We start from the raw sequence: 26,454 nt of genomic DNA on the forward strand, positions 1-26,454 counted from the left end.
AGTCGCGGTTTGACCAGACCCCTGGTCGATTTGCGACAAACCTGACACCACTGTCGAGTTTCTGGAGGGGCGGCGATGGGCGAGGTCAGGGTCAGGTCGGGAAGGCAGGCGCGTCAGGCGGAGCGGGCGCACAAGGGGCAGGGGGTGGGCCGGCCCTATATCGTCCGCAACATCCCGACCTATGACGTCTTGTCAGAAGAGAACCTGGTCCGCATCGAGCGTGCCGCCGACCGGGTGCTGGCCGAAACCGGGATCGAGTTCCGCGACGATCCCGTGGCGCTGGACCACTGGCGGCGGGCCGGGGCGAAGGTCGAGGGCGTGCTGGTGAAGTTCGAGCCCGGCATGCTGCGCGAGATCCTGAAATCCGCGCCGGCCGAATTCACCCAGCACGCGCGGAACCCGGCCAATTCGGTGCGGATCGGCGGCAAGAACGTCGTCTTTTCGCCCGCCTACGGCAGCCCCTTCGTGATGGACCTCGACCGCGGTCGCCGCTTCGGGACCATCGAGGACTTCCGCAACTTCATCAAGCTGGCGCAGTCCAGCCCCAACTTCCACCACTCGGGCGGGACGATCTGTGAACCGACCGACGTGGCGGTGAACAAGCGGCATCTCGACATGGTGCTGGCCCATATCGAACTCAGCGACCGGCCCTTCATGGGGTCCGTCACCGCCGAGGAGCGGTCGGAGGACAGCATCGAGATGTGCCGGATCCTGTTCGGCGCCGAATTCGTGGACCGGAACTGCGTGATCCTCGGCAACGTCAACGTGAACTCGCCGCTTGTCTGGGACGGCACGATGACGAAATCGCTGCGGGCCTATGCGCGGGCCAACCAGGCGGCGGTGATCGTGCCGTTCATCCTGGGCGGGGCGATGGGGCCGGTGACGAACGCGGGCGGGATCGTGCAGTCGCTGGCCGAGACCATGGCCGGCTGCGCGTTGACCCAGCTGGAGCGGAAGGGCGCTCCGGTGATCTTCGGGAACTTCCTGTCGTCGATGTCGCTGCGGTCCGGCTCGCCCACCTTCGGCACGCCCGAACCGGCGATCGGGAGCCAGGTGATCGGCCAGCTCGCCCGACGCCTGAACCTGCCGCTGCGCTGTTCGGGGAACTTCACCACCTCCAAGCTGCCGGACGGGCAGGCGATGATGGAAGGGACGATGTCGATGCTGGCGGCGGTCCACTGCGGGGCCAACTTCATCCTGCATTCGGCCGGGTTCCTCGACGGTCTCCTCAGCATGTCCTACGAGAAGTTCATGCTGGATGCCGACCTGTGCGGGGCCTTGCATGCCTATCTGGACGGGATTCGGATCGATGATGAGCAGCTTGCGGTCGAGGCCTTTGCCGAGGTCGGGCCGGGGAACCATTTCTTCGGCTGCTCGCACACGATGCGGCACTATGAGACGGCCTTCTGGGACAGCGAGTTGTCGGACAACGAACCCTTCGAGAAGTGGGAGGCGGCGGGGTCTTCGGATGCGGCGACCCGGGCGAACCGGCTGTGGAAGAACCGGCTGGCGGAGTATGAGGCGCCCGCGCTGGACGTGGGGGTCCGCGACGCCCTGCACGACTTCGTCGCCCGCAAGAAGGCCGCCGTGGCCGATTCCTGGTATTGATGTCCACGGTGGACATTTCCGGATACCGCAGCAATTCCAATCGGTTGCCCGCGGACGTTTACGGATTGTCAACCTCGTTCCAGACCCCGTCCCGGCGGCGGTAGGTCCGGGCGGGGCCGGGCTCGAAGTCGCGTGCCCCGGGCGCGGAGAGCCAGCTTTCCACCCTTGCCTCCCCCGGCGAAAGGCTGAGGAGCGCCAGATCGTTGCTGCCGGTCTTGAGCCGGGTGGACAGGGCGGTGCCGACCTGGAGGAACAGCACCCCGGCCGCCGTGTCGGCAAGGCCCATGTGCGGCATGTGGGTATGGCCCGACAGCACGATCTCGGCTCCGGCGCGGGCGAGGGCGGCGAGCGTCCCGGCGGGATCGGCGATGTCGGCGGGCGTGCCGTCGGCGGCCGGGACCGGGGCATGATGCATCACCGCCACCCGCCAGTGCCCCGCCGGCGCCTCGGAAAAGGCCCGCTCCAGTCGCCGGATCGAGGCGCGTCGGAGGCGGCCGGATTTCCAGACCAGCGGGTTGGCGGTGTCCAGCCCCTGCACCACGGCGTCGGGCAGGATCACCTGCGGCTCGGTCAGCGGCCCGAAGGCGCGGCGGTAGCGGGCCAGCGGCGCCACGAGGCGCAGGGGCAGGTTGTAAAGCGGCATGTCGTGATTGCCGGGCACCAGCAGCACGGGCGCCGGCAGGCGGTCGAGAAAGGCGCGCGCCGCGCGGAACTGGTCGGCCCGCGCGCGCTGGGTCAGATCGCCCGAGACCACGCAGAGATCCGGGGCCAGCCGCCGGGCCAGATCCAGAAGCGGACCCACCAGCCGCGCATCGACCGTGCCGAAATGCAGGTCGGAAAGGTGCAGGATCCGGCTCATCCGGCCAGCTTGTCCGGCGGCAGGATGACCTGCAACAGGTGATCGTTCAGCCGGATTCGCAGGGGCAGGCGCATCTTCAGTTTCTCGCCGTCGAGCGCCACGGCGATGCGCCGCCGCCCGCGCACCGCAATTGCGATCCGTCGCGGGGTGGAGACGATCACGTCGCGCCCGTGGTCCACGCGCCGCCGCACCAGCCGCCACGCCAGCCGCAGGAAGCCCAGCCGCGTCTGCTGATGCGCGAGGAACAGCACGAAACGGTCGTCCGAGATCGCCTCGGACCCTTGCAGACCGAACTGGTCGAGCTGATAGGCCGAGCGGGCGACGAAAACCATGGGCGTGCGGAGGCTGTGCCGGGTGTCGTCCTGGTAGATCTCCATCCGGTAGGGCTTCTGGAAGCGCAGGATGGTGCGCAGCGAGGCCAGATGTGCCAGCAGGCGATAGCGCCCGAAGCGGGCATAGACGGCCTCGCGTTCCTCGAGGATCGCGGGGTAGAGGCCGATGGCGACGTTGTTCAGGAAGACGCGGCCGTTCAGCGTGCCGACGCGGATGTCGTGCGGGGCGCCGTCGAGGATGGCGCGGGCGGCGGCCTCGGGGGCCTCGGGCATCTTCAGGCCGCGGGCGAAGTAGTTGAAGGTGCCCAAGGGCAGGACGGCCAGCGCGACCCCGGTTCCGGCAAGCGCATGGGCAACGCCCGCCACCGTGCCGTCGCCCCCGGCTGCGACCACGATGCGGAAGCCGTCCCGCACCGCGCGCGCGGCCTCGTCCGCCGGATCGCCCGAAAAGGGCCGTAGCTCTGCCCGGGCGCCCAGGACGGCCATGGCCCGGTCAACCGCCCCGGGATTGCGCAGCGAGGTGCCCGATCGCGGGTTCGACAGGACGCAGATATCGGGTCGGTTCTCGGCCATGCGTCCCCCCGGTTGGCCGGAGAGAGCTAGGTGCGCAGACCCGTTTCGTAAAGGAGGCCCATGCGCTTGGCCTCGTAATAATAGCCCTTGGCATACCACATGACCGCCCGGTCCTCGGATCCGCGCGAGACCAGCCAGGCGCCGCGGAGATACTTGCCGGCATAGGTCAGGTTGGTTTCGGCATCCAGCAGGCCTTCGGGCGGGCCGTTGTAGCCCATGGTCCGCGCAGTCTGCGGATGGATCTGCATCAGCCCGTAATAGGGCCCGTTGCGCGCGGCCGGATTGTAGCCGCTTTCGCGCCGGACGACCCGGTGCATCAGGCTGCGCGGGATCTCGTGGAAATCGGCGTAGCGGTCCACCAGCGCCAGCATCTCGGGCGTGGCGCCGGGCGCCATCGGCGCGCGGGTCACGGGCGGCTGTGGTGCGCGACCACAGGCGGCAAGGGCAGCGGCGGCATAGAGCAGCATCAGGCGGCGAGTAAGGGGCATCGGTGGCTCCGCTGTGGATCGCCGTCTGATACCGGCGCGCGGCCGGCAGGCGCAACCCCGACCCGCGCGGATGGGGCCGGATTGCGCGGCAACCGGCCGGCCGAAGGGCGCGGGTCAGGGCCGCGAATGTCACCGTGATGTTACCCGGATCGGGCAGAAGGCCTGCGGAAAACCCGCAGCGACACTCTGGCGCTTGGGGGTTGCCATGGCGGAAACGCCAGATATAGTTTCGGCTGACGGGGCGGGACTCCCCGCCCTGCTGGCCGAACGGTCGACGGGCGAAGCGCGGAGTCTTTGACGGAATGGACGGCGATTTCAGAACCCAGTTCGTGCGCGATCCGGCGGCGCTGAAGCACTATCCGGCGCTGGTGCTGAATGCCGACTATCGCCCGCTCAGCTACTACCCGCTCAGCCTGTGGCCCTGGCAGGAGGCGATCAAGGCGGCCGTCCTGGACAGGGTGCAGATCGTCGCCGAATACGACCACGTCGTCCGAAGCCAGCGGCAGGAATTCAGGATACCCTCGGTGGTCGTCCTGAAGGATTACGTCAAACCCCAGAAGCGCGTGGCCTTCACGCGCTTCAATCTTTTTCTGCGGGACGAATTCTGCTGCCAGTATTGCGGCGCGAAGGGCGATCTGACCTTTGACCATGTGGTGCCGAGGTCGCGCGGCGGGATCACCAGCTGGGAGAACGTCGTCGCGGCCTGTTCCCCCTGCAATCTCCGCAAGGGATCGAAGACGCTGAAGCAGTCGGGCCTCTCCCTGCGCCGCCCGCCGCGCGCGCCCACGGCCGAGGAGATGCAGGCGCACGGCCGCCGCTTTCCGCCGAACCACCTGCACGACAGCTGGATGGATTATCTCTACTGGGATGCCGAACTGGAGGCGTGATGACGCCGCCGGTTGGCCCGGACCTTGCTGACTGCTAGACATGGGGTCGGGCAGGCTGTAGAAGGCGCCCGTTAGCGCTAACAGCCTTCCAAGGAGAAAGCCATGGTCTCGCGCGTCATTCCAGTGGATGTCTTCGATCTGGTGATCTTCGGCGGCACGGGCGATCTGGCGCGCCGCAAGATCCTGCCGGGCCTCTATCGCCGCTTCGTGGCCGGGCAGATGCCGGCGGAGAGCCGGATCATCGGGGCGGCCCGCGCCGATCTGACCGATGAGGGCTTCCGCGACCAGGTGCGGGAGGCGCTGGCCGAGTTCGTGCCCAAGGCGCGGCAGGACAAGGCGGCGATCGAGGCGTTCCTCGCGCGGCTGCACTATGTGGCGATCGACGCGACCGGCACGAACGGCTGGGCGGCGCTGAAGAAGCTGATGCGCGAGAACGTGGTCCGGGCCTTCTATTTCTCGGTCGCGCCGAGCCTCTTCGGCGACATCGCGCAGCGGCTGTCGGAACATGGCATCGCCGATGCCTGGAGCCGGATCGTGGTGGAAAAGCCCTTCGGCCGCGACCTGGCCAGCGCGAAGGCGCTGAACGCGGTGCTGGCGAAGCATTTCAACGAGACGCAGATCTACCGGATCGACCATTATCTCGGAAAGGAAACCGTCCAGAACCTGATGGCGGTGCGCTTTGCCAACATCCTGTTCGAGCCCTTGTGGAAAGCCGAATACATCGACCATGTCCAGATCACGGTGGCGGAAACCGTGGGCGTGGACGGACGCGGCGCCTATTACGACAAGTCGGGCGCCATGCGGGACATGGTGCAGAACCACCTGATGCAGCTTCTGTGCCTGATCGCGATGGAGCCGCCCTATCACTTCGACCCCGACGCGGTGCGGGACGAGAAGCTGAAGGTGATCCGCGCGCTGAAGCCGGTCCCGCCCGAGGATATCGTGCGCGGGCAATACGGGGCAGGGAAGGGCGAGAAGTCCTATCTGGCGCATGCCGAGAATCCCCAGTCGAAGACCGAAAGCTACATCGCGCTGAAGGTCGCGATCAGCAACTGGCGCTGGCAGGGGGTGCCCTTCTACCTGCGCACGGGCAAAAGGCTGCGGGCGCGGGCCAGCGAGATCGCCATCACCTTCAAGCAGCCGCCGCATGCGATCTTCGATGACGCGGCCGGATGGCACGAGAACGTGCTTGTCATCCGGTTGCAGCCGAACGAGGGCATGAACCTGATGGTGATGATCAAGGAACCCGGACCCGGGGGGATGCGGCTGATGCAGGTGCCCTTGGACATGTCCTTCGCCGATGCGCTGGGGGCCGAGGCCGAGGATGTGCCGGACGCCTACGAGCGGCTCATCATGGACGTGATCCGGGGCAACCAGACGCTGTTCATGCGCGGCGACGAGGTCGAGGCGGCATGGGCCTGGACCGACCCGATCATCGAGGGCTGGGAGGCGCGGGGCGACAAGCCGCAGACCTACGACCCCGGATCCTCGGGGCCGGAAGATGCGTTGATGCTGATGCACCGCGACGGGCGGCGCTGGCGGGAGATACGCGAATGAACCTGGAAACCTACCCCGACCGGGATCTGATGATGCTGCGGCTGGCCGACCTGATCGCCGGCCAGCTGGGCGATTTCCTGCGCCGCGAGGGCAGCGCGACCTTCTCGGTGCCGGGCGGCACGACGCCGGGCCCGATCTTCGACACTTTGTCGGGGGTGGATCTGGACTGGGCCAATGTGGCGGTGGTCCTGAACGACGAACGCTGGGTGCCCGAGTCGTCGGACCGGTCGAACACCCGGCTGGTGCGGGAGCGGCTTCTGCGGGGCCGGGCGGCGCAGGCGCGGCTGGTGCCGCTTTATGCGCCCGCCGAGACGCCCGAGGAGATGCTGGAGGCGCTGGCCGACGGGATCCGGCCGCATCTGCCGATCTCGGTCCTCCTGCTGGGCATGGGGGCGGACATGCACACCGCAAGCCTGTTTCCCGGCGCCGACCGGCTGGAGGAGGCGCTGGCCCCCGACGCGCCGATCCTGATGGCGTTGCGCGCCGAGGCGGCGGGCGAGCCGCGCGTCACCCTGACCGCGCCGGTGCTGCGCGAGGCGTTCAACATCCACATCCTGATCACCGGGACGGAAAAGCGCGCGGCGCTGGAGCGCGCGATGACCCTGAGCCCGCAGGAGGCGCCCGTCCGGGCCGTCCTCGACAACGCAACCGTGCACTGGGCGGAATGACATGAGCAAATGGGCTGACCTGCAGCGGCTTCACGATGTGAACAGGGGCCGCCATATCCTTGATCTGTTTGACGAAAGCCGGGCGGTCGATTTCTCGGTGACTGCCGACGGGATGCTGTTCGACTATTCCAAGACCAGCATCGACAGCGCTACCCGTGCCGCCCTGGTGCGACTGGCCGAGGTCTCGGGCGTGGCGGAAAAGCGCGCGGCGATGTTTTCCGGGGAGAAGATCAACGATACCGAAGGCCGCGCCGTGCTGCATGTCGCGCTGCGGGCCGGCGAGGAGGCGGTGATCCGCGTCGATGGGCAGGACGTGCTGCCCGAGGTGCGCCGGATCCGCGCCGCCTGCGCGGCCTTCGCGCGCGACGTGCGCTCGGGGGCGTTCCAGGGACAGGGCGGGCGGATCACCGATGTGGTGAACATCGGGATCGGCGGATCCGACCTTGGCCCGGCGATGGCAACGCTGGCGCTGGCGCCCTACCATGACGGTCCGCGCTGCCACTTCGTCTCGAACGTCGATGGCGCGCATATTCACGACGTGCTGCAAGGCCTTGATCCGACGACGACACTGGTGATCGTGGCGTCCAAGACCTTTACCACGATCGAGACGATGACCAATGCCGATACGGCAAAACGCTGGATGGGGGCGAAGGTGGCCGATCCGGCGGCACAGTTCGCCGCGGTTTCGACCGCGCGTGACAAGACCTCTGCCTATGGCATTGATCCGGCCCGAGTTTTCGGATTCGAGGACTGGGTGGGCGGTCGCTATTCCATGTGGGGGCCGATCGGCCTGGCCCTGATGATCGCCATCGGGCCGGAGCGGTTCGACGAATTCCTGGCCGGCGGCCGGGCAATGGACCAGCACTTCCTGACCGCGCCCTTCGCGGCCAACATGCCGGTCATGCTGGCCTTGGTCGGCATCTGGCACAACCAGATCTGCGGCCATGCCACGCGGGCGGTTCTGCCTTACGATCAAAGGCTTGCGCGGCTTCCTGCCTATTTGCAGCAGCTCGAGATGGAATCGAACGGCAAGCGCGTCGCGATCGACGGGTCGGATCTGGAAACGCATTCCGGTCCCGTGGTCTGGGGCGAGCCGGGCACGAATGGCCAGCACGCCTTCTATCAATTGATCCATCAGGGCACCCGCGTCGTGCCCTGCGAGTTCCTGGTGGCGCGCCGCGGGCATGAGCCGGACCTCGCGCATCAGCACCTGCTTCTGGTGTCGAACTGCCTTGCGCAGGCCGAGGCGCTGTTGCGCGGGAGGTCGCTGGAGGAAGCGCGTGCGATCATGGCAAGGAGGGGGGCGACCGGGGCCGAGCTGGAACGGCAGGCGCGGCACCGGGTGTTCCCGGGCAACCGGCCGTCAACCGTCCTGGCCTATGACCAGCTGACGCCCTTCACCCTGGGCCAGATCATCGCGCTCTACGAACACCGGGTATTCGTCGAGGGCGTGATCCTCGGCATCAATTCCTACGACCAGTGGGGGGTGGAGCTGGGCAAGGAACTGGCGCTGGCCTTGCAGCCCGTCCTCGAAGGGAAGGCCGGAACCGAGGGCAAGGATGGGTCCACCGCGGCTCTGGTGGCCTTCCTGCGCTGAGACAGGGACCGGAGCCTGCGGCATCCGGTCCTGTTTGCAATGACTTGCGGGCCGAAGTTACTTCAGCGCGGCGGTAACGATGATCTCGACCTTGTAGTCGGGGGTGGCAAGCTTCGCCTCGCCGGTGGCGCGGGCGGGCGTGTGGCCCTGCGGCACCCATTTGTCCCAGACCGAGTTCATCTCGGCGAAGGTCGCCATGTCGGCCAGCCAGATCTGGACCGACAGGATGCGCGTCTTGTCGGTGCCGGCCTCGGCAAGGATGCGGTCCACTTCGGCCAGCGCCTGGGCGGTCTGGTCGGCGACCGAGCCGCGCGGTTCGCCGAGCTGCCCCGCGACCCAGAGGATGCCGTTGTAGGCCACGGCCTCGGACATGCGAGGGCCGGTGCCGTAGCGGGTGATGTCGGTGTTCATGTCTGTCTCCCTGTTGGCGTCGGCCGGCTGGTTAGCCGGTTCCGGCGCGGAACGGAAGCACCTAGAGGCGGCGGCAGTTGAACTGGTCGCCGGTCGCGCCCGAGATCCAGGTCAGGCCGGTGTTGGTGACTGCGGCGAGGATGATCATGTAGCCGTCGGCGAAGCGCAGCGTGTAGGTGCGGTCCTGCCGGCTGACCGACTGGATCGGGTAGGTCCGGCTGCCGTTGTTGTAGGTGGTGTTGGTGAAGGTGAAGGTCTGCACCCCGCAATCCCAGCGGCCGACGAAGGGATAGGGTTCGGAGGGGCCGCTGTCCTCGACGCAGGCGGCGAGGGCGAAGCAGAGGGGCAGGGCGAGATGAAGGCGCAGCATGACAGGCTCCGGTGGCTGTGACGCGAAGGTCAACCGGCGCGGATCGCCCGTCAATCGCCGGAGAGAGGGGATGGAGCGGGTGAAGGGAATCGAACCCTCGTCGTAAGCTTGGGAAGCTTCTGCTCTACCATTGAGCTACACCCGCGCAGCGCCCATTTAGCCAGTCCGCGCGGCAAGCGCAAGGCGGCAGATCATGCCGCCCTGCGGGGAGATGGGGGTCAGCTTGCGATCCTGGCGCTGCAGAAGGTGTCGCGCAGTGCCGTGACGATCCTGGCCACCTCTTCCTGCGCCAGGCTGTAGATCACGCTTTTCCCCTCGCGCCGGGTCTGTACGATCCCTTCGGCCCGCAGCCGCATCAGCTGCTGCGAGACCGTGACGGGGCTGGCACGCAGGGCCTCGGCCAGCTGGGTGACGTTCATCTCGCCATCGACAAGCAGGCAGAGGATCTGCAACCGCCCCTCATGCGACAGCGACTTCAGAAGCGCCACGGCGCGGCTGGCCTGATCGGCGGTGCCGCCGAAGCCTTCCAGGATCTCTGCCATCATTTTCTCCTATTCGAAGGCGCAGCCCTTCTTGACCCCGAGCTTGCGGAACACCGCCGCCGCCGGACAGAAGCCGGTGAACGACGACTGGATCAGGTTCAGGCCGATGAAGACGGTGAACCAGACGAAGAGGGGCGAGACATAGACGGTCAGCAGGACGCTGAGCAGCACCATCACGCCGGCAAAGCGCAGAACGGCAGCATCGAGGGTCATGGACTTATCCTTTCGTGGTTTCCTTGAGTTTGTCGATCCCCAGCACTTTCAGTGCGAGGCTTTCGTAGAAGGGTTCAGAGGTGCCTTTCCGCAGCTTGCGGATGAAGTATTTCTCGAAACCGGCCTTGGCCAGATGCACCCATTTGCCCGACGACGACCAGTTGACGTTGCGCGGCGGGATCTGGGGTTGGGCCACGAAGGCGATGCCCCCGTCGCCGAAATCGGCCAGGCAGACGGCGTTCCAGGTGCCGACCGAGTCGGGTTCCTTGCCGCGCACGATGTTGCCGATGTTGTGCGCCGTCGCGGTCACCATCGATTCGATCATGAAGCCGGTCTTCGGCACGCCGCAGGGCACCGGGGTCGGGCCCATCGGCGGGATCGCCACGCAGACGCCCACCGCGAAGATGTTCCGGTATTTCGGGTTCTGCTGGTGCTTGTCCACGATGGTGAAGCCGCGCGGGTTCGAGAGGCCCTCGATCCCCGAGACGGCCTTGATCCCGCGGAAGGCGGGCAGCATCATCGAGAAGGCGAAGGGCAGGTCCTTCTCTGCCTTCACCGTGCCATCGTCGTTGATTTCCTCGACGAACATGTGGCCTTCCTCGACCTTCTTGATCCGGGTGTTGGTCATCCACTTGATGTGCTTCTCGCGCATCTGGCTTTCGAGAAGCCCCTTGGTGTCGCCCACCCCGTCAAGGCCCAGATGCCCGATGTAGGGCTCGGGCGTGACGAAGGTCATCGGCACGCGGTCGCGCACCTTGGCGCGGCGGAGCGCGGTTTCCAGGATGAACAGGAACTCGTAGGCCGGGCCGAAGCAGCTGGCCCCCTGCGCCGCGCCGATGATGACCGGGCCGGGGTTGGCCACCAGCTTCTCGAACACCGATTTCGCCGCCTCGGCATGGTCGATGTGGCAGACCGACTGGGTATAGCCGCCATGCGGGCCGAAGCCCGGTATCTCGTCGAAGGCCAGTTCCGGCCCGGTGGCGATGACGAGGTAGTCGTAGCTGACGGACTTTCCGTCCACCAGCTCGATCCGGTTCTCCTCGGGGTGGAGCTTCTCGGCCGCGACGGGGATGAAGTCGATCCCCTTTTTCTTCATCGTGGGGGCGAGGTCCACCGTGATGTCCTCGCGGTCGCGCCAGCCGACGGCGATCCAGGGGTTCGAGGGCACGAAGTGATACTTCGGGTCCTTGGTGACCACGGTCACCTTGTCCTCGGGACGCAACTGGTCCTTCAGCTCGTAGGCCATGATGGCGCCGCCAAGTCCGGCACCCAGTACAACGACATGTGCCATTTCAGTCTCCTCTTCTGATCAGGCAGTGGTGGCGGGGGCCGTGCTGCCGGATGCCGTCCGGAAGACGCGGTAGATCGCCGGGATGACAAGCACGGTCAGCAGCGTGGAACTGAGCAGACCGAACAAGAGCGAGATGGCGAGGCCCTGGAAGATCGGGTCGGCCAGGATCACCACCGCACCGATCATGGCGGCGATGGCAGTCAGCAGGATCGGCTTGAAGCGGATCGCGCCGGCCTCGATCAGGGTGGCGACGCTGGGCAACTGGCCCTCTGGCGTGGCGTGGCGGATGAAATCGACCAGCAGGATCGAGTTCCGCACGATGATGCCCGCCAGCGCGATGAAACCGATCATCGATGTGGCGCTGAACGGTGCTCCGAACAGCCAGTGGCCGAAGATGATCCCCAGGAAGGTCAGCGGGATCGGTGTCAGGATGACGAGCGGCAGCTTGAACGAACCGAACTGGGCCACAACCAGGATGTAGATGCCCAGGAGTGCCACCCCGAAGGCCGCCCCCATGTCGCGGAAGGTGACGAAGGTCACTTCCCATTCGCCGTCCCACAGAAGCGTGACCTTGCTTTCGTCCTCGGGCTGGCCGTGCAGCGCGATCGTGGGCTTGGTGCCTTCGGGCCAGTCCATCTTCTCGATCTGGTCGGCAACGGCGAGCATGCCGTAGAGCGGCGCTTCGAAATCGCCGGCGAGTTCGGCTGTCACCATCTCGGCATCGCGGCCATTGTGGCGGAAGATCGGGAAGCTCGCCTGATCCTCGGAGACGCGGATCACGTCGCCGAGTTCCACCACCCCGCGCGCGCCGGGCAGGGCGTTGGCCGGAATGGGCGTGGTCAGGAAGCGTTCGTCCATGACCCGGTCGGACTTGTCGCGCCCCACGACCAGCGGGATCGGCAGGCGCCCCTCGCCGCGGTGCGAGTAGCCCACCGTCTGGCCGCCGTTCAGAAGCGCGAGCGTGTCGAACACGTCCTGTTCCTGCACGCCGTAGAAGTCGAGATCGTCGGTCGAGATCGTGGCGCGCAGGCGGCGGGCCTGGGTGCCGAAGCTGTCGTCCACATCGACGATGAAGGGCACGGACTCGAAGGCCTGGCGGATCATCCGGGCGGCTTCGCGCCGGGTTTCGGCATCGGGGCCATAGACCTCGGCCAGCAGGGTCGAGATCACCGGCGGCCCCGGCGGGGGTTCGACGACCTTCAGGCTGGTGCCTGCCGGCACCGGCAGGTCGGCCAGACGCTGGCGGATGTCGAGCGCGATGTCGTGGCTGGCGCGGTCGCGTTCGGTCTTGGGCGTCAGGTTGATCGCCACCTCGCCCAGCTGCGGTTCCTTGCGCAGGTAGTAGTGGCGCACCAGCCCGTTGAAGTTGAAGGGCGCGGCCGTGCCGGCATGGGTCTGGACCGAAGTCACTTCCGGCAGTTGCATCACCACATCGGCCACGTCGCGGGCCACGCGGTCGGTCGCCTCGACCGATGCCCCCTCGGGCAGGTCGATGACCACCGAAAGCTCGGACTTGTTGTCGAAGGGCAAGAGCTTGACCGTCACATCGCGGGTGTAAAGCGCCGCGAGCGAGCCGAAGGACAGGACGGCGGTGACCAGAAGGAAGGTCAGGCTGCGCCCCTTGGTCTTCAGAACGGGCCTGGCGACCGCGGTGTAGGTGCGCTCCAGCCACCCGCCATGATGGCCGCCATGAATGTCGTCATGGGCATGCTCGCTCATGTCACCGCGGCCCGCGATCTTGACCATCAGCCAGGGAGTGATGATGACCGCCACGAAGAAGGAAAAGATCATCGCGGCGCTGGCATTGGCCGGGATGGGCGACATGTAGGGACCCATCAGGCCAGAGACGAACAGCATCGGCAGAAGCGCCGCGACCACGGTCAGCGTGGCGACGATGGTCGGGTTGCCGACCTCGGCCACCGCCTCGATGGCGGCCTGCAGGCGCGGCTTGCGGCGGTCCATGCCCCAATGGCGGTCGATGTTCTCGATCACCACGATGGCGTCGTCCACGAGGATCCCGATCGAGAAGATCAGCGCGAAGAGCGACACCCGGTTCAGCGTGTAGCCCATGATCCAGGCGGCAAAGAGCGTCAGCAGGATCGTCACCGGGATCACGATGGCGACGACCCCGGCCTCACGCCAGCCGATCGCCAGCCAGACCAGCAGGATGATCGACACCGTTGCGAGGCCAAGGTGGAACAGGAGTTCGTTCGCCTTCTCGTTCGCTGTCTCGCCGTAGTCGCGGGTGATGGTGATGTCCACGCCGTCGGGGATCAGCTTGGGCTCCAGCTGATGCACCCGGTGCAGCACCTCTTCGGCCACGACCACCGCGTTCGCACCGGCGCGCTTGGCGATGGCCAGCGTCACCGCCGGACCCGAGACAACCTTGCCGTCCCCGGTCTTGGCCATGTGCGAGACGATGGTGTCGCTGGTGTTTTCGACATAGCGCACGGTGGCCACGTCCGAGACATAGACCGGTCGCCCGTCGCGGGTGGTGAGCAGAAGGTTCGCCACCTCGGCCGGCGCGGTCAGCGTCTCGCCGGCGACGAGGTCCACCATCTGGCCCTGATCGCGCAGCTTGCCCGTGTTCAGCGTGCGGTTGGCCTGGGCGACCTTGCCGGCAAGCTGTTGCAGCGTCAGGCCGTACAGCGCCAGGCGGTCGGGGTCGGGTTCGATGCGGATCGCGTCCTGCGCATCGCCGACGAGGTAGGTGAGGCCCACGTTCTCGGTCTTGGCGACCTCGGTCTGGAGGGTGCGGGCGATGCGGGTCAGGTCGTTCGCGGTGGCGGTTTCCGAGGACAGGGTCAACGTCAGGATAGCCACGTCATCGATGCCGCGGCCGACGATCAGCGGCTCGGGGATGCCGACCGGGATCACGTCGAGATTGGCGCGGATCTTGTCGTGGACGCGCAGAATCGCGTCCTCGGACCTGGTGCCGACCTCGAAGCGCGCGGTCACCATCGCGGCGTCGTCGCGGGTCGAGGAATAGACGTGCTCGACGTTGTTGATGCCCTTGACCAGCACCTCCAGCGGCTCGGTCACGAGCTTGGTCGCATCCACCGCCTTCAGGCCCTGGGCCTGCACATGGATATCAACGAGCGGCACCGAGATCTGCGGCTCTTCCTCGCGCGGGAGCGAGACGAGCGCAACGAGGCCGGCGGCAAGGGCTGCAAGGATGAATAGGGGGGTCAGGGTCGAGTTGATGAAGGCCCTGGTCAGGCCGCCCGCTATCCCCAGCGCGTGTTTGGCTCTGGGCTCACTCATGGCCCACCTCGGCAGCCTGGGTCGCCTCGGAAGCGGGAAGCACGACGTCGCCGGCGACAAGGCCCGTGATGACCTCGACCATCGGCATCCCGTCGATCATCTGGATTTCGCCCGGCACGATGCTGCGCAGGGCCACGCCTTCAGGCGTCTTGACGCCGACGAAATCGAGCCCGGCGCGGGTGACGAGCGTGGTTTCGGGCACCAGAAGGGCCTCGCGTTCGGCGACGGGCAGGCTGACCAGCATGCGCTTGCCGACGAAGTTGTCGGGCAGACCGTCGATCTCGACATCGGCGGTCACGCGGCCGCCCTCGATCAGCGGATAGACGCGGGCGAGGGTGCCCTCGCGGTCCTCGCCGCCTTCGGTAATGCGGATCTTGTCTCCGGCATCAAGTGCGGTCGCATGGCGTTCGGGCACCGCGAGACGCAGAAAGGTGCCGCCGCCGCCGACCACGGCCACGACCTCGCCCGGCATCAGGACCGCGCCCTTGGTGACCGGCACGTCCAGCACCCGGCCCGCGACGGGCGCCAGCACGACGCCCTCCTTCGCCTGCTGGGTGACGACGTCGGCCTGGGCGACCAGCGAGGCGATCTGGCCCTTCAGCACATCGACCTGGGTGCGAAGGGCATCCACGCGCTGCGTCGTGGTCACCCCGTTCTTCAGCAGGTCCTCGCCACGTTTCAGGTCGATCTCGGCATTGGCAAGCTGGGCCGACAGAGCCTCGCGCTGCGCGGCGATCGCGGCAAGCTGGAAGTCCAGCTTGTCATCGACGATCCGGGCGATCTCCTGACCGGCGGTCACCAGGTCGCCTTCGTTCACCGACAGTTCGACCAGCGTTCCGCCGATGCGCGAGCGGGCCGGGATCCGGTCGCGCGCCTCGACGCTGCCGTAGACGGATTTCCAGACCGTGACGGGTTTTGCTGAGACGGTGAACGGCTCGGCCAGGAGCGAACCGGCGGAGAGGACGGCAACAGCCAGCAGGCTAGACAGGAGAAGGGGTCGGGACATCGGATTCGCGCTCGCGTTTGTCTTGTGGAGTTCATATAGTAAATTTCAAAGCTATGACAATACAAAAATGATGTGGCGGAAGCGGTGTTTCCGGCAAGGGCGGGATCGGGCCAGATAACAGCGGTTTTGTGGGAACAGTCTGGACGGGCGGTTCGGTTGCATCAACCGCAAGACTTTCGGTGCGGCCGGATCCGAGGACGAGGGTGCATCCGGGATGGCGCGCGGGGCCGGGGCAGACTGCGGCGGCGGACGTCGGCGAGGCGCGTCTCCTGTCCTCTCTGCCAGCGAAGGAGCGCATGACATGGACAAAACCGGGCGCAGGGAGACGTCGCCCGTTCAATATCCAATTAGATCAGGATTTCTTGGCTCCGGCGGTAGGGATCGAACCTACGACCAATTGATTAACAGTCAACTGCTCTACCGCTGAGCTACGCCGGAACACGGGGCGGTCTATAGCAAGGCCGCTTGGGGGCGGCAAGGGGCAAATCCGGGGAAAATGCGCCGGCGGTCAGGCAAGGCGGAACTCGGCGTCTGGGGCCAGGGAGGGGCGGGCGGTCACGAGCTTTCTGCTTGCCAGATCAACGAGATGCGCAAGGACATTGCGCGCGGCCGCAGGGAGGAGATGTGACGGGGTGCCGGCATATATGCGCGCGGTGAGTTCAGCTATGCGGGCAGGACCTTCGGAGAGCATCGCAAGGATCTGCGTCTCGCGCCCCTGACGATGCGCGATCAGCTCGGCCAGGCGCCGTGCCGGATCCGCGACCGGATCGCCGTGGCCGGGCAGGAAGCGGGACCAGCGCGCCTGGGCCAGCCGGTGCAGCGACGCCATGTAGTCGGTCATGTCGCCATCCGGCGGCGAGACGATCGAGGTGGACCAGCCCATGACATGATCGCCGGAAAACAGGGTGTCGCCGAGAGCGAGGCAAAGGTGCCCGCCCAGGTGCCCCGGCGTGTGCAGCGCGCGCAGGTCCCAGTCCGGGCCGGTCAGCAGATCGGCATCCGCCAGCCGCCGGTCAGGCGTGAAGCGGTGGTCGAGACCCTCGCCCTGGACAGCAAGGCTGTCGGCCAGGCCCTGCATCACGCGGCTGCGTCCTTCAGTGGCGCCGCCGAAGGCATGGACCGGGGCTCCGGTCCGGGCGGCAAGGTGCGGCGCGAGGGCGGAGTGATCGAGGTGGGCATGGGTGACCACGATAAGGTCGATCCGTTGCCCCGGACTGACGACGCCCAGGATCGCAGCCAGATGGGCGGGATCGTCGGGCCCCGGGTCGATCACGACCAGGCTGCTGCCGCCGACGATCCATGTATTGGTCCCGGCCCCGGTCAGCGGAGACGGGTTCGGCGCCACGAGGCCGCGCACCGGCGGGTCGGAGGTCAGGGGGCGCGTCACGGTCTGCCGGCTTTCCAAGCCGCAGGCGCGCGGTTAGGGTCGGGGGGATGTCGATCTTGCAACGTGTTCTTCCCAGAGGGCTCTACGGCCGGGCGGCGCTGATCCTGATCGTGCCGATCCTGGCGATTCAACTGGTGTTCTCGACCGAGTTCATCCAGCGCTTCTATGAAGGCGTAACCGCGCAGATGACGCAAGGTGTCGCGATCGATCTGGACTTCCTGATGGACCGGATCGAGGCGAGCGCGTCGATGGAGGAGGCGCGCGCACAGGTCACGCCGCTGGCCGAGGCACTGGAGATCAGGCTGTCCATTCCGGCCGGGCCGGAGATTCCGGTCGAGGACCGGATGCCCCTCGTCGACCTGTCGGGCGACACGATCATGACCACGCTGCGCGCGCGCCTGCCCGGATTGAGGGCGGTCGACCTGACCGATCCGGCGCGGCGCGTGTTCCTCCGCTTCGACAGCCGTTTCGGGCCGGTCGGGGCCGAGGTCAGCCGGCGGCGGATGTCGGCGACCAACCCGCACCAGCTGATCGTGCTGATGCTGTTCACCTCGGTCCTTTTGACGGTGATCGCCTACTATTTCCTGCGCAGGCAGCTGCGGCCGATCACCAAGCTGGCCGAGGCGGCCGAGGCCTTCGGCAAGGGGCAGACCGTGCGCTACAAGCCGCGCGGGGCGCTGGAGGTGCGGGCGGCGGGCCGCGCCTTCCTGGACATGCGCGCCCGGATCGAGCGCCAGATCGAGCAGCGCACTCTTATGCTGTCCGGCGTCAGCCACGACCTGCGCACGCCGCTGACGCGGATGCGGCTGGCCCTGTCGCTGATGCCGGAGGACCCGGAGGTGGCGGCGTTGCTGGAGGACGTCGCGCAGATGGAAAGGATGGTGGACGAGTTCCTGGCCTTCGTGCGCAGCGACGCGATGGAACAGTCCGAGCTGGTCGATGCGGTCGCCCTGGTGACGGATGTGGTCGAGAAGGCGGGGGCAAGGGTGCGGCTTGCGGGTGTCGAGGGGCGGGCCGAACCGGTGGAGATGCGACCGACGGCCATTCGCCGCGCTGTAGAGAACCTGGTCGGCAATGCCCGGCGCTATGGCCGCCGGGTGGAACTGCGGGTGATCTTCCAGGACCGCAGCCTGCGCATCGTGGTCGAGGACGACGGCCCCGGGATCCCCGAGGACCGCCGCGACGATGCCCTGCGGCCCTTCGCGCGGCTGGATGCCTCGCGCGATCCGAACCAGGGTGGAGGTGTCGGGCTGGGGCTGTCGATCGCCTCGGACATCGCCCGCAGCCACGGCGGTGACCTGCGCCTGTCGCAAAGTGAAACGCTGGGGGGGCTGAAGGCGGAACTGGCGATCGCGCGCTAGGGAGCGGACTCATATCGTTGCAAGCCAGATGCGGATGGCGACGAGTTTGAGTGCTGCGAGGAAGTTGTCTGGGGATTTGTCGTATCGGGTTGCGAGGCCGCGGAACTGTTTGATGCGGTTGAAGAAGCGCTTCACGAGGTTGCGCTGGCGATAGACCCAGGCGCTGAACGCGAAACTGTCCTTGCGGATGACGCGGGGCGGGATGTTGGCCCAGGCCTTGCGGTCGGCGCAGGCGGCTCGGATGGCGTTGGTGTCGTAGGCGCGGTCGGCGATCAGGGTGGCGCCCGGCGCGACGAGAGGGAGCATCTGCTCGGCGGCGGGCGCGTCGCCCGCCTGTCCTGCGGTCAGCGCGATCTTCACGGGGCGACCCTCGGCGTCGACGAGCGCATGGATCTTGGTGGTCAACCCGCCCCGTGAACGTCCCATGCAACGATCTCCGCCGACCTCGGGACCCCCCTTTTGACGGCGGCGCCATGCTGGTGGACGCGCACGCACGAGCTGTCGATCATCACGATGTCGCCGTCGTAAGCCGCGGACACCGCGTCGAGAAGCCGGTCCCACACCCCCGCGGCGCGCCAGCGGACGAAGCGGTTGTAGAGCGTCGTGCGCGGGCCGTAGCGCTCGGGCACGTCGCGCCACGGCGCGCCCGTCCGAAAGCGCCACAGGATGCCGTTGATCACCCGCCGGTCGTCCACCCGCGGCACGCCCCGCGACTTCTGCGGCAGCAGCGGCTGGATGATCGCCCATTCTTCGTCAGACAGTTCATGTCGGCGCATCGAACCCTCCCTCTCTTGGGAGGTTGAATCAGCCAACGCCGCGCCGCGCAAACCCTATCGACGATTTATGGGGCCACGACCTAGGCTATTTCGAGGCGCCGACCACGATGATCCAGTGCAGCTTGTTGTCGGGCGCGGGGCTGAGGGCGATGCCGACCCCGACCTCGCGCGCCTTGCGCAACAGGATGTTGTCCTTGTGCTTGGGCGAGTTCATCCACCACTGCACGGCCCGCGCGCCGCTGGCGAAGCCGCGTCCGGTGTTCTCGGCGGCGGTGCGGAAGGCATAGCCCGCGCGGCGCAGGCGGGTCTTGAGCGTGCCGCCATCCGAGGAGGTGTGGCTGATCGACCTGCGGCTCGCGTTGTCGCAGGCATGGCCCTGGGCGGCCTTGTCGAGCTTGGCCGAGAGGGTCAGCGGCGACAGGCCGCGCGCCTTGCGCTCGGCGTTGAGGTGCGCCAGCAGCTCCTGCTGCATGGCGGGGGAATTGGCGGGAATCGAACATGCCTGGGCGGCAGACCCGAGACAAAGCATGGCCGAGGCGGCAACGACCGCCAGCTGCAGGCGCATCATCATGGCAACTCCCCGTAGAATGGCAGTCTTGGTGATCGTCGACCAGTTGGGCCGGAATCAGGCAGAAAGTGGCGTTATTGGTGAAATTGGCGAAAAACGCCGACGGGTGCACGCAACTTTGGCGTGCGCCCCTGCGCCGGCCGATGCTTTAAGCGGAAATCCGCGGAAAGTTGACTTCCCTGCCGTCCGGCAAGCGGGGATCATGCGGACGAATCGGGAGTGGGCCATGCTGGACGGCTTGATGCGCGGGGTGATTGACGCCCCCCTGAACGAGGGTGGCCGCTGGCTGGCGGCGCGCGGGGCCACGGCCAACGGGGTCACGCTGGCGGGCCTCGTGCTGGGGCTTGCAGCGGCCGGGCTGATCTCGGCCGGCGGGGCGGGGGCCGGGGTGGCGCTGGTGCTCATGGCCAGCCGGTTGGCCGATGGCCTTGACGGCGCGGTTGCCCGGGCGCGCGGCAAGAGCGATTTCGGCGGCTTTCTGGACATAGTGGCCGATTTCGCCTTCTACGGCGCGATCCCGCTGGCCTTCGTCCTGCGCGACCCGGCCGAGAACGGGGTCGCGGGGGCCTTCCTTCTGTTCAGCTTCTATGTCAACGCGGCGACCTTTCTCGGTTATGCGGTGCTGGCCGAGCGGCAGGGCATGCAGACCCGCAGCCGGGGCGAAAAGTCGCTCTATTTCACCGCCGGCCTGATGGAGGGAACCGAGACGATCCTCTGTTTCCTGATCCTCGCGCTCTGGCCCGGCCTGTTCGTGCCCCTCGCCTGGATCTTCGGCGTTCTGTGCCTCGTTACCGCCGGGGCGCGGGTCGCGCTGGCGGCCCGGACGTTCCGCTAGCCCATCACCGCCTCGCGAAAGCGGAAGAACCCGTGCGTGGCCTGCGGCCAGGCGTGCCGGTCGTGAGCGCGCAGCACGCGGGTCAGGCCGATGCCACGCCTTGCCGCCAGAGACGCGAGATCGGACAGGGCCGAGGCCACCGGGCCGGTCGGAGCGTAGGGTGTGACGATCTGCACTGCGCCCGCGCGCTCTGCCAGATCGACCAGCGCGGGCAGGGTTCGGCGATCGAAGCGGGGCGCGTCGGGGTGGCCGAGACGGTCGAGGCTGTCCGCGATCGCCGACCCGGTGAAGCGGTGGACAGGGTCGGCGACGGCCAGAGGCGAGCGCCCGGCAACGTCGCTTAGGGCCGCGACGGCCACGGGGCGCAGACCGAGGTCCAGCAGGAACTCGGGACACAGGTCCTCTTCGGTGACGAGGAGGAGCGAGGCCGCCGTGCAGTCGAGCGGATCGCCCTGCGGGGCGGGGCGGGGCGGCGGCAGGGGCGGCATCGGCAGGGGCGGGGCCTCGGCGGCCAGGCCTTCGGGGCGGAAGCGGCCGTTCGTGTTGCGCGCGATGTTGTCGGCGGTGGCGAGATAGGTCTTGCCGGGTGTGTGCAGGCCGGCCACCCAGCGCCAGGACAGGGTGTTCGAGGCAGGGTCGCCGTCCAGGAGATGACGCAGGAAGAAGTCGGCCCCGAGTTCCCACGGCAGCCGCAGGGTGAAGATCCAGATCGAGGCGAACCACATCCGGGCGTGATTGTGCAGATAGCCGGTCGCCACCACCTCCTGCGCCCAATCGTCGAAGCCGTCGATGCCGGTATCGCCCGTCATTGCCGCCTCGGCCCGCGCCGCGAGGCCCGGTTCCGCCGCGAGACGGTTCAGGCCCGCCGCCAGGCCCTGCCGATAGGCGGCCCAGATCCCCGGCCGCAGCTCCAGCCAGCCCTTCCAGTAGGTGCGCCACCAGACCTCGGCCAGGAACTTCTCGGCCCCCTGCGGGTGGATGCGCAGGGTGGCGTCGATGACTTCCTCCTCGGTCACGAGACGATGGCGCAGCCAGGGCGAGAGGGTGGAGACATGCGGATGCCCGGGCAGGTCGAGGTTGCGCAGCGCCGCATAGTCGCGGCCCGCCCGAGGCAGGAAGGCGTGAAGGCGGTCAAGGCCCGCGGCTCGAGTTGGTTTGAACATGCTCGGGGTCTAGGTCTCGCCGCGCGGCTTTCAAGGCACATCACCCCTGCGGCAAAAGCGTCGGAGGTGCCCTTGCAGCCCCCGTGTCACCCCACTAAGACTCTGGCAATACATTCGACGATATTCCTCGAGCGACTGAAAGAGGCAGGCCCCGATGCGCGATCCCGTTGAGCACTACATGAACACGCTGGTCCCCATGGTCGTCGAACAGACGAGCCGGGGCGAGCGCGCCTATGACATCTTCAGCCGCCTTTTGAAGGAGCGGATCATCTTCCTGGGCGGCCCGGTGCATGACGGCATGTCCAGCCTGATCTGCGCCCAGCTCCTGTTCCTGGAATCGGAAAACCCGTCCAAGGAAATCAGCATGTACATCAACAGCCCCGGCGGCGTGGTGACCGCCGGCCTGTCGATCTACGACACGATGCAGTACATCCGGCCGAAGGTTTCCACGCTGGTGATCGGGCAGGCGGCCTCGATGGGCTCGCTGCTGCTGACGGCCGGCGAAAAGGGCATGCGCTTCAGCCTGCCGAACAGCCGGATCATGGTGCACCAGCCCTCGGGCGGCTACCAGGGCCAGGCGACCGACATCATGATCCACGCGCAGGAAACGCTGAAACTGAAGCGCCGTCTGAACGAGATCTATGTCAAGCACACCGGCAACGACTACGACACGGTCGAGGCGGCGCTGGAGCGCGACAACTTCATGTCGGCCGAGGATGCGAAGGCCTGGGGCCTGATCGACCAGATCCTGGAAAGCCGCGGAAAGGCCGACGATACGTCGAAATGACGCCCACATTCCCGCCGAGTTTCTCGGCGGGTTTTTCGGATTGTGGTGCCATGGGGGTTGGCCTAAACTTCCCCGCAAGGCACCGGCCCGGCGAAGCGGGTCAAAGCTCAGAGGACTGCGGATGGCGAACAACACCGGCGGCGACAGCAAGAACACCCTCTACTGCTCGTTCTGCGGCAAGAGCCAGCATGAGGTGCGCAAGCTGATCGCGGGGCCCACGGTCTTCATCTGCGACGAATGCGTCGAACTGTGCATGGACATCATCCGCGAGGAGACGAAGACCGCGGGTCTGAAATCCTCGGACGGCGTGCCCACCCCGCGCGAGATCTGCAAGGTGCTGGACGACTATGTGATCGGCCAGGTCCACGCCAAGCGCGTGCTGTCGGTGGCGGTCCACAACCACTACAAGCGGCTGAACCATTCCTCGAAGAACGACATCGAACTGTCGAAGTCGAACATCCTGTTGATCGGCCCTACCGGCTGCGGCAAGACGCTACTGGCACAGACGCTGGCCCGCATCCTGGACGTGCCCTTCACCATGGCCGACGCCACCACGCTGACCGAGGCCGGCTATGTCGGCGAGGATGTGGAGAACATCATCCTCAAGCTCTTGCAGGCCAGCGAATACAACGTCGAACGCGCGCAGCGCGGCATCGTCTACATCGACGAGGTCGACAAGATCACCCGCAAGTCCGACAACCCCTCGATCACCCGCGACGTGTCCGGGGAGGGTGTGCAGCAGGCGCTGCTGAAGATCATGGAAGGCACCGTAGCCAGCGTCCCCCCGCAGGGCGGGCGCAAGCATCCGCAGCAGGAGTTCCTGCAGGTGGACACTACGAACATCCTCTTCATCTGCGGTGGCGCCTTCGCGGGTCTGGAAAAGATCATCGCCCAGCGCAACAAGGGGTCGGGCATCGGCTTCGGCGCCGAGGTCAAGAGCCCGGACGAACGCAGCGTCGGCGACCTGTTCAAGGAGCTGGAACCCGAGGATCTGCTCAAGTTCGGCCTGATCCCGGAATTCGTCGGCCGCCTGCCGGTCATCGCCACGCTGACCGACCTCGACGAGGCCGCGCTGGTCACCATCCTGACCGAACCGAAGAACGCGCTGGTCAAGCAGTACCAGCGCCTGTTCGAGATCGAGGGGGTCAAGCTGACCTTCACCCCTGACGCGCTTACCGCCATCGCCAAGCGCGCGATCAAGCGCAAGACCGGGGCGCGTGGCCTGCGCTCGATCATGGAGGACATCCTTCTCGACACCATGTTCGAGCTTCCCGGCATGGACGGGGTCGAGGAAGTGGTGGTGAAGGAAGAGGCGGTGAACGCCGGCGCCAAGCCGATGCTGGTGTACACCGAGGCCAAGAAGAAAGAGCCCGTTAAGGCCTAAGCCAAAGCAAAGTGAGGGCAGCACGTGCGACTGCTGCGAGACATGGCTTTGGGCATTGTGGCTGTGGTTGCGCTGTTTTTCGCTACCTATCGCGTGGGTGTATGGGTTGACAATCGAGGTTATGCGGCGCGCGTATTTGATGAGGTTGTTCGATACAACAACGTCGTCGCGTCGGTGCGTTGGAGCCGCAAGATGTACGGCTCGCATTGCAGTTATGCAGTTGTCGAAATCTCTCCCGACGCCCCCGTCGTCCCGCCCTCCAGGTTGCCAATAGGGAGGGAAGAGATCCATTCGTTCGGGGGACCTTGGGCACCCACTCCCGCTGCAAGATTAGACGGCTGGACGGGGGATGGTCCGTGGACGATTTGCCGTCTGATCATGGGCGACAAACTCTTTGAACGTTTGGATAGGGCATTGCGGTTACCGGATGGCTGGTGGATCGAGCGCGGAAGCGAAGTCCATTTCTACTCGGTTGCAGCCGGCTTGGCCTTTCGTATTCGTGACCTCACCTGAGCGCATTCCGGACCACCATTCGGAACGCTTGTCTGGACCTCGCTCGCACTTTCCGTCATATCAGAGCCAAAGAACCGGAGTCCGCCCATGTACTTCCTCAAGCGCCTTCTGACCTGGTGGAACAGCCAGACCATCGGCACCCAGATTTTCACGAGCCGCAAGGGCGTGAAGGTGGGCGAGGACGAGGCGGGCAACGTCTTCTACCAGACCCGCGACGGCAAGCGGCGCTGGGTGATCTACAATGGCGAGATGGAGGCGAGCCGCATCTCGCCCGACTGGCACGGCTGGCTGCATTACACCTGGGACGAGCCGCCGACCAGGCAGCCCCTGCGCCACAAGCCCTGGGAAAAGCCGCATCAGGAGAACCTGACCGGCACGGATGCCGCCTATGTGCCCCCCGGCTCGATCCGCCGCGCCGCGCCGGTTGCCAGGGCCGACTACGAGGCCTGGCAGCCCGAGTGATGTCCTACGAACGCGCCGAGATCCTCGCCGGAGCCGCCGTGCTGGCTGTCGCCCTGGGCTTTGCCGTTTATGCCGCGCGGGGCGCCGGGGTCGGTGCCGCGCCTGACAGCTATGCCTTGACGGCGAGTTTCCGGTCCGCCGAAGGCGTGCGCGTCGGCACCGACGTTCGGCTTGCCGGCGTCAAGGTCGGGACGGTGACCGACCTGCGGCTCAACCCCGAGACCTATTTCGCCGATGCCACCATCTCGATGCGCAAGGACGTGGCGGTTCCGGTCGATTCGACGATCCTGGTCGCCTCCGAAGGCCTCCTTGGCGGCACCTTCGTCGAAGTCCAGCCCGGCGGCGCGCTGGAGATGCTGGAACCCGGCGGCGAGATCGAGGATACCCAGGGCGCGGTCAGCCTGATCACGCTCCTGATGAAGTTCGCCTCCGGGGGCGGCAGCGGGGACGAGGCCCCGGCAGACGAGGCTCCTGCACCATGAGGGCGCTGCTTGCGGCACTCGTTCTTGTCCTGGCGTTGCCGGTCTTGGCGCAGGAAACCGGACAACCCGCAGGCCCGGAGTTCACCGAGTCCGAAGGGGCGTCGCTGCGGTTCCTGGACAAGCTGACCAGTTCGACCGGCGATGTCACCCTGTCGCGCGGCCAGACCGCCAAGTTCGGCCGGCTGATCGTCCGGCTGGACAGTTGCCGCTATCCGACCGGCAACCCGGCCTCGGAAGCCGAGGCGCACCTGACGATCCTGGAAGAGACGACCGAGACGCCGCTCTTCACCGGCTGGATGCTGGCCTCGTCCCCGGCGCTATCGGCGCTGGACCATCCGCGCTATGACGTCTGGGTGCTGGGCTGCATCCTGCCTGGAGGCTCGGTGCCTGAGATCGCGCCCGAGGCGGATGCAACCTCGGACGGCGAGGGCGAATAGCCCTCGGGCGCGAACACGGCGCGTTGCGCAAGGGCGTCGCTCAGCCGGCGATGATAGTCGGCGCGCGTGATCTCGACCGCGCCGAGGCTTGCCAGGTGCGGCGTCAGGAACTGGGTGTCGAAGAGCCGGAAGCCGCCGGCCCGCAGCCGGTGCACCGCATGGGCCAGCGCCACCTTCGAGGCATCGGTCACGCGCGAGAACATGCTTTCGCCGAAGAAGGCTGCGCCGAGCGTCACGCCATAGACCCCGCCGACCAGCGCCGTGCCCTCGCGCACCTCGATGCTGTGGGCAAAGCCCAGCCTGTGCAGGTCGAGGTACAGGGCCTGGATGCGACGGCTGATCCAGGTTTCGCCTCGCGTGGCGCAGGCCTCGACCACCGCGTCGAAATCCTCGTCCACCGTCACCCGGAACCGGCCAGAGCGGATGCGTTTGGCCAGCGAGCGCGATATATGGAAGCCCTCCAGCGGGATCACACCCCGAAGCCGGGGATCGACCCAGTGGATCTCGGGGTCGTCGCGACCGTCGGACATCGGGAAGATGCCCATCGCATAGGCGCGCAGGAGGATGTCCGGGGTGATCTCGTCGGCGGGCACGGACATCGCAAAATCCTTCGGAGGATTTTGCAAAAGTTTT

General features: G+C 66.9%; 28 protein-coding genes and 2 tRNA genes. 13 read left to right on the forward strand and 17 right to left on the reverse strand.

What is annotated here, in order from left to right:
* Positions 1 to 75 precede the first annotated feature (75 nt).
* Positions 76 to 1,608 carry a trimethylamine methyltransferase family protein gene (locus ACK4IU_RS05470; RefSeq protein WP_409732453.1) on the forward strand — a complete coding sequence of 511 codons (1,533 nt, stop codon included), beginning with the start codon at positions 76 to 78 and terminating at the stop codon, positions 1,606 to 1,608.
* A 58-nt stretch (positions 1,609 to 1,666) separates the two neighbouring features.
* On the opposite strand, the gene ACK4IU_RS05475 is transcribed toward ACK4IU_RS05470, so the two are convergent.
* Genes ACK4IU_RS05475 through ACK4IU_RS05485 form a run of 3 tightly spaced genes read right to left on the reverse strand, consistent with a single transcriptional unit; the run spans position 1,667 to position 3,860 of the window.
* Positions 1,667 to 2,467, reverse strand: a complete 801-nt coding sequence (locus ACK4IU_RS05475) for a metallophosphoesterase family protein (RefSeq protein ID WP_409732455.1) — start codon at positions 2,465 to 2,467, stop codon at positions 1,667 to 1,669.
* Positions 2,464 to 3,372: a diacylglycerol/lipid kinase family protein gene (locus tag ACK4IU_RS05480; protein WP_409732457.1), complete on the reverse strand. Its 909-nt coding sequence runs from the start codon at positions 3,370 to 3,372 to the stop codon at positions 2,464 to 2,466. Before ACK4IU_RS05480 ends, ACK4IU_RS05475 begins: the two co-directional genes overlap by 4 nt.
* 26 nt (positions 3,373 to 3,398) lie before the next feature.
* Positions 3,399 to 3,860, reverse strand: a complete 462-nt coding sequence (locus ACK4IU_RS05485; RefSeq protein ID WP_409732459.1) for a transglycosylase SLT domain-containing protein — start codon at positions 3,858 to 3,860, stop codon at positions 3,399 to 3,401.
* A 302-nt stretch (positions 3,861 to 4,162) separates the two neighbouring features.
* Between ACK4IU_RS05485 and ACK4IU_RS05490 the strand changes: the two genes are divergently transcribed.
* The 4 genes from ACK4IU_RS05490 (at position 4,163) to pgi (ending at position 8,569) form a co-directional block, all read left to right on the forward strand.
* Positions 4,163 to 4,747 (forward strand): HNH endonuclease, encoded by a 585-nt coding sequence (locus tag ACK4IU_RS05490; RefSeq protein ID WP_149587019.1) that lies wholly within the window; start codon positions 4,163 to 4,165, stop codon positions 4,745 to 4,747.
* Positions 4,748 to 4,849: 102 nt separating this feature from the next.
* Entirely contained in the window at positions 4,850 to 6,304 is a 1,455-nt protein-coding gene (zwf, locus tag ACK4IU_RS05495) for a glucose-6-phosphate dehydrogenase (protein ID WP_409732461.1), read from the forward strand.
* Positions 6,301 to 6,972, forward strand: coding sequence for a 6-phosphogluconolactonase (gene pgl, locus ACK4IU_RS05500; RefSeq protein ID WP_409732463.1), 672 nt, complete (start codon positions 6,301 to 6,303; stop codon positions 6,970 to 6,972). The genes zwf and pgl overlap by 4 nt, the downstream gene beginning before the upstream one ends.
* 1 nt (position 6,973) lies before the next feature.
* Positions 6,974 to 8,569 carry a glucose-6-phosphate isomerase gene (gene pgi / locus ACK4IU_RS05505; protein ID WP_409732465.1) on the forward strand — a complete coding sequence of 532 codons (1,596 nt, stop codon included), beginning with the start codon at positions 6,974 to 6,976 and terminating at the stop codon, positions 8,567 to 8,569.
* A 57-nt stretch (positions 8,570 to 8,626) separates the two neighbouring features.
* Here pgi and ACK4IU_RS05510 read toward each other — a convergent pair whose 3' ends face one another.
* The 10 genes from ACK4IU_RS05510 to ACK4IU_RS05555 form a co-directional block, all read right to left on the reverse strand.
* The gene (locus ACK4IU_RS05510; protein WP_409732467.1) at positions 8,627 to 8,980 is read right to left on the reverse strand and encodes a RidA family protein; all 354 of its coding nucleotides are present in this window, start codon (positions 8,978 to 8,980) and stop codon (positions 8,627 to 8,629) included.
* Positions 8,981 to 9,041: 61 nt separating this feature from the next.
* Complete coding sequence (locus tag ACK4IU_RS05515) at positions 9,042 to 9,350, reverse strand: hypothetical protein (protein ID WP_409732469.1); 309 nt, start codon at positions 9,348 to 9,350, stop codon at positions 9,042 to 9,044.
* A 71-nt stretch (positions 9,351 to 9,421) separates the two neighbouring features.
* Positions 9,422 to 9,495: transfer RNA gene (locus ACK4IU_RS05520), tRNA-Gly, on the reverse strand.
* Positions 9,496 to 9,568: 73 nt separating this feature from the next.
* Positions 9,569 to 9,892: an ArsR/SmtB family transcription factor gene (locus ACK4IU_RS05525; RefSeq protein ID WP_409732471.1), complete on the reverse strand. Its 324-nt coding sequence runs from the start codon at positions 9,890 to 9,892 to the stop codon at positions 9,569 to 9,571.
* A gap of 9 nt (positions 9,893 to 9,901) precedes the next feature.
* Positions 9,902 to 10,105: a DUF2892 domain-containing protein gene (locus tag ACK4IU_RS05530; protein WP_149587012.1), complete on the reverse strand. Its 204-nt coding sequence runs from the start codon at positions 10,103 to 10,105 to the stop codon at positions 9,902 to 9,904.
* A gap of 4 nt (positions 10,106 to 10,109) precedes the next feature.
* Positions 10,110 to 11,396 (reverse strand): NAD(P)/FAD-dependent oxidoreductase, encoded by a 1,287-nt coding sequence (locus ACK4IU_RS05535; RefSeq protein ID WP_409732473.1) that lies wholly within the window; start codon positions 11,394 to 11,396, stop codon positions 10,110 to 10,112.
* 18 nt (positions 11,397 to 11,414) lie between these two features.
* Positions 11,415 to 14,660, reverse strand: coding sequence for an efflux RND transporter permease subunit (locus ACK4IU_RS05540; RefSeq protein WP_409732475.1), 3,246 nt, complete (start codon positions 14,658 to 14,660; stop codon positions 11,415 to 11,417).
* Complete coding sequence (locus ACK4IU_RS05545; RefSeq protein WP_409732477.1) at positions 14,653 to 15,666, reverse strand: efflux RND transporter periplasmic adaptor subunit; 1,014 nt, start codon at positions 15,664 to 15,666, stop codon at positions 14,653 to 14,655. The genes ACK4IU_RS05540 and ACK4IU_RS05545 overlap by 8 nt, the downstream gene beginning before the upstream one ends.
* A 363-nt stretch (positions 15,667 to 16,029) precedes the next feature.
* Positions 16,030 to 16,104 (reverse strand) — tRNA-Asn (locus ACK4IU_RS05550).
* Positions 16,105 to 16,174: 70 nt separating this feature from the next.
* Positions 16,175 to 17,053 (reverse strand): MBL fold metallo-hydrolase, encoded by an 879-nt coding sequence (locus tag ACK4IU_RS05555; protein ID WP_409732479.1) that lies wholly within the window; start codon positions 17,051 to 17,053, stop codon positions 16,175 to 16,177.
* A 47-nt stretch (positions 17,054 to 17,100) separates the two neighbouring features.
* Between ACK4IU_RS05555 and ACK4IU_RS05560 the strand changes: the two genes are divergently transcribed.
* Positions 17,101 to 18,414 (forward strand): ATP-binding protein, encoded by a 1,314-nt coding sequence (locus tag ACK4IU_RS05560; protein ID WP_409732481.1) that lies wholly within the window; start codon positions 17,101 to 17,103, stop codon positions 18,412 to 18,414.
* A gap of 9 nt (positions 18,415 to 18,423) precedes the next feature.
* Here the strand turns inward: ACK4IU_RS05560 and ACK4IU_RS05565 are convergent.
* A protein-coding gene (locus ACK4IU_RS05565; protein ID WP_409732483.1) for an IS5 family transposase occupies positions 18,424 to 19,190 on the reverse strand; the annotation gives its coding sequence in 2 pieces (ribosomal slippage) (positions 18,424 to 18,878 and positions 18,878 to 19,190; 768 coding nt in all).
* 85 nt (positions 19,191 to 19,275) lie between these two features.
* The gene (locus ACK4IU_RS05570; RefSeq protein WP_409732485.1) at positions 19,276 to 19,761 is read right to left on the reverse strand and encodes a CAP domain-containing protein; all 486 of its coding nucleotides are present in this window, start codon (positions 19,759 to 19,761) and stop codon (positions 19,276 to 19,278) included.
* A 223-nt stretch (positions 19,762 to 19,984) separates the two neighbouring features.
* Here ACK4IU_RS05570 and ACK4IU_RS05575 point away from each other — a divergent pair, with 223 nt between their 5' ends.
* Positions 19,985 to 20,593, forward strand: coding sequence for a CDP-alcohol phosphatidyltransferase family protein (locus ACK4IU_RS05575; RefSeq protein WP_409732487.1), 609 nt, complete (start codon positions 19,985 to 19,987; stop codon positions 20,591 to 20,593).
* On the opposite strand, the gene ACK4IU_RS05580 is transcribed toward ACK4IU_RS05575, so the two are convergent.
* Positions 20,590 to 21,756, reverse strand: coding sequence for an FAD-binding domain-containing protein (locus ACK4IU_RS05580; protein WP_409732489.1), 1,167 nt, complete (start codon positions 21,754 to 21,756; stop codon positions 20,590 to 20,592). The genes ACK4IU_RS05575 and ACK4IU_RS05580 overlap by 4 nt on opposite strands.
* 154 nt (positions 21,757 to 21,910) lie before the next feature.
* Here ACK4IU_RS05580 and ACK4IU_RS05585 point away from each other — a divergent pair, with 154 nt between their 5' ends.
* The 6 genes from ACK4IU_RS05585 (at position 21,911) to ACK4IU_RS05610 (ending at position 25,821) form a co-directional block, all read left to right on the forward strand.
* Positions 21,911 to 22,543, forward strand: a complete 633-nt coding sequence (locus ACK4IU_RS05585) for an ATP-dependent Clp protease proteolytic subunit (protein WP_149587004.1) — start codon at positions 21,911 to 21,913, stop codon at positions 22,541 to 22,543.
* A gap of 121 nt (positions 22,544 to 22,664) precedes the next feature.
* Positions 22,665 to 23,927 carry an ATP-dependent Clp protease ATP-binding subunit ClpX gene (clpX, locus tag ACK4IU_RS05590; RefSeq protein WP_409732491.1) on the forward strand — a complete coding sequence of 421 codons (1,263 nt, stop codon included), beginning with the start codon at positions 22,665 to 22,667 and terminating at the stop codon, positions 23,925 to 23,927.
* A 24-nt stretch (positions 23,928 to 23,951) separates the two neighbouring features.
* On the forward strand, positions 23,952 to 24,440 hold the full coding sequence (locus ACK4IU_RS05595) for a hypothetical protein (protein WP_409732493.1): 489 nt from the start codon (positions 23,952 to 23,954) through the stop codon (positions 24,438 to 24,440).
* A gap of 87 nt (positions 24,441 to 24,527) precedes the next feature.
* A complete protein-coding gene (locus tag ACK4IU_RS05600; protein WP_409732495.1) occupies positions 24,528 to 24,902 on the forward strand; it encodes an NADH:ubiquinone oxidoreductase subunit NDUFA12 in 375 nt (124 codons plus the stop codon).
* A complete protein-coding gene (gene mlaD, locus ACK4IU_RS05605) occupies positions 24,902 to 25,384 on the forward strand; it encodes an outer membrane lipid asymmetry maintenance protein MlaD (protein ID WP_409732497.1) in 483 nt (160 codons plus the stop codon). The genes ACK4IU_RS05600 and mlaD overlap by 1 nt, the downstream gene beginning before the upstream one ends.
* Entirely contained in the window at positions 25,381 to 25,821 is a 441-nt protein-coding gene (locus ACK4IU_RS05610) for a DUF2155 domain-containing protein (RefSeq protein WP_409732499.1), read from the forward strand. The genes mlaD and ACK4IU_RS05610 overlap by 4 nt, the downstream gene beginning before the upstream one ends.
* Here ACK4IU_RS05610 and aat read toward each other — a convergent pair.
* Positions 25,725 to 26,420, reverse strand: a complete 696-nt coding sequence (gene aat / locus ACK4IU_RS05615) for a leucyl/phenylalanyl-tRNA--protein transferase (protein ID WP_409732501.1) — start codon at positions 26,418 to 26,420, stop codon at positions 25,725 to 25,727. The two genes, ACK4IU_RS05610 and aat, sit on opposite strands and share 97 nt — an antisense overlap.
* Positions 26,421 to 26,454 lie beyond the last annotated feature (34 nt).

Origin of the sequence: Tabrizicola flagellatus (genome assembly GCF_046295235.1) — a bacterium.
Taxonomy (GTDB): Bacteria; Pseudomonadota; Alphaproteobacteria; order Rhodobacterales; family Rhodobacteraceae; genus Tabrizicola; species Tabrizicola flagellata_A.